The sequence below is a fragment of the Burkholderia sp. E168m22 genome (assembly GCF_001319805.1).
Taxonomy (GTDB): Bacteria; Pseudomonadota; Gammaproteobacteria; order Burkholderiales; family Burkholderiaceae; genus Burkholderia; species Burkholderia orbicola.
In genome coordinates this window covers 67128-74225 of sequence record NZ_BBSK01000134.1, presented here as the reverse complement: position 1 = coordinate 74225, position 7098 = coordinate 67128, and the positions used below count along the sequence as shown (strand labels likewise).

At 69.1% G+C, this 7098-nt stretch carries 8 protein-coding genes; 6 read left to right on the top strand and 2 right to left on the bottom strand.

The window, feature by feature from the left end:
* Nucleotides 1-74 precede the first annotated feature (74 nt).
* Both bktB and AP428_RS29940 read left to right on the top strand, forming a co-directional pair.
* The gene (gene bktB / locus AP428_RS29945; RefSeq protein WP_006481441.1) at nt 75-1268 is read left to right on the top strand and encodes a beta-ketothiolase BktB; all 1194 of its coding nucleotides are present in this window, start codon (nt 75-77) and stop codon (nt 1266-1268) included.
* 38 nt (nt 1269-1306) lie between these two features.
* The gene (locus tag AP428_RS29940; RefSeq protein ID WP_011545746.1) at nt 1307-2161 is read left to right on the top strand and encodes a 3-hydroxybutyryl-CoA dehydrogenase; all 855 of its coding nucleotides are present in this window, start codon (nt 1307-1309) and stop codon (nt 2159-2161) included.
* Nucleotides 2162-2232: 71 nt separating this feature from the next.
* Here the strand turns inward: AP428_RS29940 and AP428_RS29935 are convergent, their stop codons facing one another.
* On the bottom strand, nt 2233-2898 hold the full coding sequence (locus AP428_RS29935) for a TetR family transcriptional regulator (RefSeq protein ID WP_011545745.1): 666 nt from the start codon (nt 2896-2898) through the stop codon (nt 2233-2235).
* Nucleotides 2899-2993: 95 nt separating this feature from the next.
* On the opposite strand from AP428_RS29935, the gene AP428_RS29930 reads away from it, so the two are divergent.
* Together AP428_RS29930 and AP428_RS29925 are read left to right on the top strand one after the other, a co-directional pair.
* Nucleotides 2994-3818, top strand: a complete 825-nt coding sequence (locus tag AP428_RS29930; RefSeq protein ID WP_011545744.1) for an NmrA family transcriptional regulator — start codon at nt 2994-2996, stop codon at nt 3816-3818.
* Nucleotides 3819-3820: 2 nt separating this feature from the next.
* On the top strand, nt 3821-4306 hold the full coding sequence (locus AP428_RS29925; protein ID WP_011545743.1) for a DUF1772 domain-containing protein: 486 nt from the start codon (nt 3821-3823) through the stop codon (nt 4304-4306).
* Between the two features lie 20 nt (nt 4307-4326).
* Here AP428_RS29925 and AP428_RS29920 read toward each other — a convergent pair whose 3' ends face one another.
* Nucleotides 4327-5127 carry a helix-turn-helix transcriptional regulator gene (locus tag AP428_RS29920; RefSeq protein ID WP_011545742.1) on the bottom strand — a complete coding sequence of 267 codons (801 nt, stop codon included), beginning with the start codon at nt 5125-5127 and terminating at the stop codon, nt 4327-4329.
* A gap of 90 nt (nt 5128-5217) precedes the next feature.
* Here AP428_RS29920 and AP428_RS29915 point away from each other — a divergent pair, with 90 nt between their 5' ends.
* On the top strand, nt 5218-6126 hold the full coding sequence (locus AP428_RS29915; protein ID WP_011545741.1) for a DMT family transporter: 909 nt from the start codon (nt 5218-5220) through the stop codon (nt 6124-6126).
* Nucleotides 6123-7094, top strand: a complete 972-nt coding sequence (locus tag AP428_RS29910) for an ATP-binding protein (RefSeq protein ID WP_011545740.1) — start codon at nt 6123-6125, stop codon at nt 7092-7094. The genes AP428_RS29915 and AP428_RS29910 overlap by 4 nt, the downstream gene beginning before the upstream one ends.
* Nucleotides 7095-7098 lie beyond the last annotated feature (4 nt).

Sequence of the window (7098 nt, the reverse complement as noted above, 5' to 3'; positions counted from 1 at the left end):
GGCGGGCCGAATTACCCGAACATGTAACGCAACGCATCCCGCGCCCGCGGGCGCGAACGAACCGGAGTGAGACGATGAGCAATGCAGCGAAGGAAGTCGTGGTGGTGAGCGGGGTCCGTACCGCGATCGGTGATTTCGGCGGCAGCCTGAAGGATTTCTCGCCGACCGACCTCGGCGCGAAGGTGGTCGCCGAAGTGCTGTCGCGCGCGAACGTGCCGGGCGACGCGGTCGGGCACGTCGTGTTCGGCCACGTCGTGAACACCGAGCCGAAGGACATGTATCTCGCGCGTGTCGCGGCGATCAACGGCGGCGTCGCGCAGCACACGCCGGCGCTGACCGTGAACCGCCTGTGCGGCTCGGGCCTGCAGGCGATCGTATCGGCCGCGCAGACGATCATGCTCGGCGATGCCGACGTCGCGATCGGCGGCGGCTCGGAGAGCATGAGCCGCGCGCCGTACACCGTGCCGGCCGCGCGCTTCGGCCAGCGCATGGGCGACGGCAAGCTCGTCGACATGATGCTCGGCGCGCTGCACGACCCGTTCCAGACGATCCACATGGGCGTGACCGCCGAGAACGTCGCGAAGAAATACGACATCTCGCGTGACGCGCAGGATGCGCTGGCGCTCGAATCGCATCGTCGCGCGGCGCGCGCGATCGCGGAAGGGCGTTTCAAGGACCAGATCCTGCCGATCTCGATCCGCACGAAGAAGGGCGAAGTGGCGTTCGATACCGACGAGCACGTGCGCCACGACGCGAGCGCGGACGATTTCACGAAGCTCAAGCCGGTGTTCGCGAAGGAGAACGGCACCGTGACGGCCGGCAACGCGTCGGGCATCAACGACGCGGCCGCCGCCGTGCTGATGATGAGCGCGGACGCCGCACGCGCGCAGGGCGTGAAGCCGCTCGCCCGCCTCGTCGCGTATGCGCACGCAGGCGTCGATCCGGCGTACATGGGCATCGGCCCGGTGCCGGCCACGCAGAAGGCGCTCGAACGCGCGGGCCTGAAGATCAGCGATCTCGACGTGATCGAAGCCAACGAGGCATTCGCGGCCCAGGCGTGTGCGGTCACGCAGGAGCTCGGCCTCGATCCGGCCAAGGTCAACCCGAACGGCTCGGGCATCTCGCTCGGTCACCCGATCGGTGCGACCGGCGCGCTGATCACGGTGAAGGCGCTGTACGAGCTGAAGCGCATCGGCGGGCGTTACGCGCTCGTGACGATGTGCATCGGCGGCGGCCAGGGGATTGCGGCGATCTTCGAGAACATCTGATAATCGACCGCTCAGCCTCCGAATACACAGGAATCGTCATGGCCATCGAAACCGTCGGCGTCGTGGGCGCCGGAACCATGGGTAACGGCATTGCGCAAACCGCCGCCGTTGCAGGACTGAACGTCGTGATGATCGACGTCAGCGACGCCGCGCTCGACAAGGGCCTCGCGACGCTCAAGGGTAGCCTCGAGCGGCTCGTGTCGAAGGACAAGCTCGCGGCCGACGCCCGCGATGCGGCGCTCGCGCGCATCACGACGTCGACCGACTACGCGAAGCTCGCCGCCGTCGACATCGTGATCGAAGCCGCGACCGAGAACGTCGAGCTGAAGGGGCGCATCCTGAAGCAGATCGAGGCCGTCGCGCGTCCGGACGCGATCATCGCGACCAACACGTCGTCGATCTCGATCACCGCGCTCGCGGCGCCGCTCGCCGATCCGTCGCGTTTTCTCGGCATGCACTTCTTCAACCCGGTGCCGCTGATGCCGCTCGTCGAGATCATCCGCGGGCTGCAGACGAGCGACGCGACCGCGTCGGCCGTGCGCGCGCTGACCGAGCGTTTCGACAAGTCGCCGATCGGCGTGCGCAACTCGCCGGGCTTCGTCGTGAACCGGATCCTGGTGCCGATGATCAACGAAGCGTTCTTCGTGCTGGCCGAAGGCATCGCGTCGGCCGAGGAGATCGACGCGGGGATGAAGCTCGGCGCGAACCACCCGATCGGGCCGCTCGCGCTGGCCGACCTCGTTGGCCTCGACGTGTGCCTCGCGGTGATGGACGTGTTCGTGAAGGACTTCGGCGATCCGAAGTATCGTGCGTGCCCGCTGCTGCGCGAGATGGTGTCGGCCGGGCGGCTCGGGCGCAAGACCGGGCGTGGGGTGTACGACTACAGCAAGTAAGCGGCACTTCATCCTACTTCGCGCGGCCGCCTTCGGGCGGCCGCGTGCTTTGTGCGGCACGCATGGCGCGATTACGCGTCGAGTACCGACAAGTCGCGCGGCAGCATGCGCTTGAACATCGTGAGCAGCTGCCGCGCCGCCTTCGGCGGCAGCGTGATCGCATGGCGCACGGCCGCCGCGATCTGGATCATCATCAGCTCGGCGAATGCGCTGCGCTGCGCGCGAGTCGTGTCGGGCGCGACTTCCGCCAACGCATCCGCGAACAGGCCGGCCAGGAATTCTCCATCCGCGCGGTCCAGCGCCTGCAGCGCGCGATCGGCCTGGGTCGCACGCCAGATGTCGCGCACCAGCGGCTCGTCGACGAACATCCGGTAGTAGCTGTCGGTGATGCGCGCGAGCGTCGCGTGCAGGTCGTCGATGGTCTTCATTCCCGCGAGGTCGCGCCGCACGCAGTCGTGCCCGACTGCGTTGTAGCGCTCCGCGAGCGTGCCGATCACGGCCGCCTTGTCCGGAAAGTACTGGTACAGCGAACCGAACGAGATGCCCGTGCGTTCGACGATGTCGCTCATCCGGAACGCATCGCAGCCTTTCTCGATCATCACGTCCGACGCGCACGCGAGGATGCGCTCGAACCGCTCGCGGCTGCGCTGCTGCGTCGGTACCAGCCGCGCGCGCGCCGGCGCGTCCGCTGCCGCCGCGTCGGGCTCGTCGTTCTGCCCCGATTTTTGTCGGCCCATGCCGTCTCCCGAAAAACTTGACGTTGCTAATGCGAGAGTCTATCGTGTTTTTAAAACGCGAGATATTCTCGTGTTTTTCAAAAAAGGAGACGCACATGTCGGCCCTTCCCATCCTCATCGTCGGCGGCTCGGGCAAGACGGGCGCCCGCGTCGATGCCCGGCTGCGCGCGCGCGGCCTCGCGACGCGGCCGGTGTCGCGCACGTCGGCCGTTCGCTTCGACTGGACGGCGCCCGAGACCTGGCCCGCCGCGCTCGACGGCGTGTCGGCCGCCTATGTGACCTACCAGCCCGATCTGGCCGTCGAAGGCGCGGTGGAGGCGATCGCCGGATTCGCGCGGCTCGCGCGGGGGAGCGGCGTCGAGCGCGTGGTGCTGCTGTCCGGGCGCGGCGAGCCGCGTGCGCAGGCGGCCGAGGCTGCATTGCAGGCGTCGGGCGTGGGCTGGGGTGTCGTGCGCGCAAGCTGGTTCAACCAGAACTTCTCCGAGGGCTATCTGCTCGACGGCGTGCTGGCCGGCGAAGTCGCGCTGCCGGCCGGCGCGGTGCGCGAGCCGTTCGTCGATGCGGACGACATCGCGGACGTTGCCGCGGCCGCGCTCACCGATGCGCGCTTCGCGAGCCGCGTGATCGAGGTGACGGGCCCGCGCGCGCTGACGTTCGCGGAAGCGGTCGGCGAAATCGCGCGGGCCGCCGGGCGGCCGATCGCCTACCGCGAGATTCCGCACGATGCATTCGTCGCGGGGCTGAGCGAGGTCGGTGTGCCGGAGCCGGTCGTCGCGCTGCTCGACGACCTGTTCGACGGGGTGCTCGACGGGCGCAACAGCGCGGTGACGCACGGGGTCGAGGCCACGCTCGGGCGCCCGGCGCGCGATTTCGCCGACTATGCGCGCGCGGTCGCCGCGACCGGCGTATGGAGCGCCTGACCATGATCGCGTTCGTGACTTCAGCGTTGCTGTGGGGTTCGGCCATTGGCTGCGGGTTGATGGCCGGCGTGTACTTCGCGTTCTCGACGTTCGTGATGACGTCGCTCGGACGGCTCGCACCGCAGGCCGGCGCGGCCGCGATGAATGCGATCAACGTCGACATCGTGCGTTCGCCGTTCATGCCGCTGTTCCTCGGCACGACGCTGATGGCGCTCGCGCTCGTCGTGATCGCGCTGTTCGATCGCGACTCGCCGGGCGCGATGGCGGCGCTCGCCGGCGGCGTGCTCTACGTGTTCGGCATGTTCGCGGTGACGATGGCCGTCAACGTGCCGCTCAACGACGCGCTCGCCGCGGCCGATCCGGCCACGGCGCAAGGCGCGGCGCTGTGGACGCGCTACCTGCACGACTGGACGAGGTGGAATCACGTGCGCACGGTGGCGTCGGCCGCCGCATGCGCATGCTTCATCGCGGCAATCGCGGCGCGCTAGCGGTATCGGCAGCGCGGCCGTTACGCGTAAAACGCCGACGGCGACATCCCGAAGTGCCGCTTGAACATCGCGGAGAACGCGCTCTGGCTGCTGTAGCCGTGATCCATCGCGACGGTCAGCACTTTCTCGCCGTGCGCCAGACGCTTGAGCGCGAGCAGCAGCCGCGCCTGCTCGCGCCAGCGGCGGAAGCTGAGCCCCGTCTCGCGGCGGAACGCGCGATGCAGCGTGCGCACCGACAGGCCGAGCAGGTCGGCCCACTCGGCGATCGTGCGCAGGTCGTCGGGCGTGGCGACCAGCGTGTCGCAGATCGTCCGCAGGCGCGCATCGTGCGGCCACGGCAGGTACAGCGGCAACAGCGGCGCGACGGTCACTTCGGCAAGCAGCAGGCGCATCAGGTGATCGTGGCGCGAGCCCGGCGCGTAATCGAGCGGCACGTCGACCGCGGCGAGAATCAGCTCGCGCAGCAGCGGATGCACTTCGACGACGCAACTGCGCGAGGGCAGGTGCTCGACCGCGCCCGGTTCGACGAACACGGTACGCATCTGCACGTCGCCGCTCATCTGCACCGTATGGTCGAGGCCGGCTTCGAGCCACACGCCGCGCGTCGGCGGCACGATCCACGACGCGCCTTCCGATTCCACGTGCATCACGCCCTCGATCGCGTAGAGCAATTGCGCGCGTCGATGGCGGTGCGGCGCGATCGACGTGCCGTGCACGTACGTGGCCGCCATCGCCGACACGGGCATCGGCGTCGATTCGTAGCGAAGGTGCGCAAACGGCGGGGTGGACTCGCGTGTCCGATTGGCGACAAGTCGTGACATTTTGGCGTGAGACAGGCAGTGGGCGGGCGGGCACGATGGCGTTCCGATTCACGCCAGCCTCCCTGTCACGATATTAATCCGTCAAACGCGATGAACAAGTCTCCTTTTCTGCTCCCCTTCTGCGCGATCGCGCTGTGGGCCGGCAACGTCGTCGTGTCGAAGCTGTCCGCCTCGACGATCGACCCGTCGGCCATCACGTTCTACCGGTTGCTGCTTGCGGTGGCGCTGATGAGCGTCTTCACGCTGCGCCCCGCGTGGCGCAATCGCGCGGTGCTCGTCGCGCACCTGCCGAAGCTCGCGACGCTCGGCTTTCTCGCGATGGCGCTGTTCCAGAGCCTGTCCTACGAGGCCGCGAAGACGACCAGCGCGACCAACATGGCGATCATCACCGCGCTCGTACCGCTGATGACGATGCTGCTGAGCTCGCTGCTGCTCGGCGATCCGCCCGGCGCCGGCATGATCGGCGGCGGGGTGCTGTCGCTCGCGGGCGTCGTCTATCTGATCGCCGAAGGGCATCCGACGGCGATCGCCGCGCGCGGCGTGCATCCGGGCGACCTGCTGATGCTGGCCGCATCGGCCGCGTACGCGCTTTACGGCGTGCTGCTCAAGCGCTGGCGCATCGGCGCGCTGTCGGCCTGGCAGTCGACCTACGTGCAGGCGCTGGCCGCGCTCGGATTCCTGGTGCCGATGCTGTTGCGCTTGCCCGCGCAGGCCGCGTGGCCGACGCGCGCGAGCGTGCCGCTGATCCTCTACGCCGGCGTGCTGGCGTCGGTGGTGCTCCCGTATCTGTGGATGCAGGGCGTGCGGCTGCTCGGCCCGAGCCGTTGCGCGATGTTCATGAACCTGCTGCCCGTGATGACGGCCGCCGGCGCGATCGTGCTGCTCGGCGAATCGCTGCGGTTGTATCACCTGATCGGCGGCAGCGTCGCGCTGCTCGGCGTCGCGATCGCGCAGCGGTTTCCGTTTCAGGCCGGCGGGGCGCAAGGAATCCGTCAATGAGCGCCCATCCCGACATGCAGGACCTGGTGGCCGCGCTGCCGGACGGACGGGCGTCCGTCGCCGCGCCGGCGCTCGCGCGTCAGCTCGAACGGATCGCGACCGCGCTCGAGGCGCTCGCGGGCACCCGCCCGCCGGCGGCCGTCGATTTCGATGCGGCCATCGCGTTTCGCTGGCGCGGTTTCGGCGCGGGCCATCAAACGGCGCCGCTCGAACCGATCGCCGCGCCCGCGCTCGTCGCGTTCGACGCGCTGCGCAACGTCGGCCGCCAGGCGGCGATCGTCGAGCGGAACACGCGGCAGTTCGTGCACGGGTTCGCGGCCAATCACGTGTTGCTGACCGGCGCGCGCGGCACCGGCAAGTCGTCGATCGTGAAGGCGTGCCTGCATGCGTTCGCGGCGCACGGTTTGCGGCTGATCGAGGTCAGCAAGGAAGGGCTGAACGATCTGCCGGCGATCGTCGAGCTGGTGCGCGCGCGGCCCGAGCGCTACCTCGTGTTTTGCGACGACCTGTCGTTCGAGGCCGGCGAGACCGGCTACAAGGGGCTCAAGACGGTGCTCGACGGCTCGGTCGCGAGCGACCTGTCGAACGTGCTGGTGTACGCGACGTCGAATCGGCGCCACCTGATGCCCGAGCAGGCGAGCGACAACGCGAACGTGACGCGCGCGGAGAACGGCGAGCTGCATCCGGGCGACGCGGTCGAGGAGCGGATTTCGCTGTCCGAGCGCTTCGGGATCTGGGTCACGTTCTACGGCTTCACGCAGGACGAGTACCTTGCCGTCGTCGAGAGCCGCCTCGGCGCGGCCGGTTTCGATGACGCGCAGATTCGTGCGGCGCGCGAGCCCGCGCTGCAGTGGGCGCTCGAACGCGGCGCGCGCTCGGGCCGTATCGCGGTGCAATTCGCGCGCGATTACGCGGGACGGCTCGCGGACGAAAGCGGCGAGGGTGCGCCCGTGCGCCCCGCTGCCTGAGCCG

Excerpts from the sequence above, each read along its gene's own strand:
- bktB (WP_006481441.1), top strand. The coding sequence starts at position 75 with ATGAGCAATGCAGCGAAGGAAGTCGTGGTGGTGAGCGGGGTCCGTACC.
- AP428_RS29940 (WP_011545746.1), top strand. The coding sequence starts at position 1,307 with ATGGCCATCGAAACCGTCGGCGTCGTGGGCGCCGGAACCATGGGTAAC.
- AP428_RS29935 (WP_011545745.1), bottom strand. The coding sequence starts at position 2,898 with ATGGGCCGACAAAAATCGGGGCAGAACGACGAGCCCGACGCGGCGGCA.
- AP428_RS29930 (WP_011545744.1), top strand. The coding sequence starts at position 2,994 with ATGTCGGCCCTTCCCATCCTCATCGTCGGCGGCTCGGGCAAGACGGGC.
- AP428_RS29925 (WP_011545743.1), top strand. The coding sequence starts at position 3,821 with ATGATCGCGTTCGTGACTTCAGCGTTGCTGTGGGGTTCGGCCATTGGC.
- AP428_RS29920 (WP_011545742.1), bottom strand. The coding sequence starts at position 5,127 with ATGTCACGACTTGTCGCCAATCGGACACGCGAGTCCACCCCGCCGTTT.
- AP428_RS29915 (WP_011545741.1), top strand. The coding sequence starts at position 5,218 with ATGAACAAGTCTCCTTTTCTGCTCCCCTTCTGCGCGATCGCGCTGTGG.
- AP428_RS29910 (WP_011545740.1), top strand. The coding sequence starts at position 6,123 with ATGAGCGCCCATCCCGACATGCAGGACCTGGTGGCCGCGCTGCCGGAC.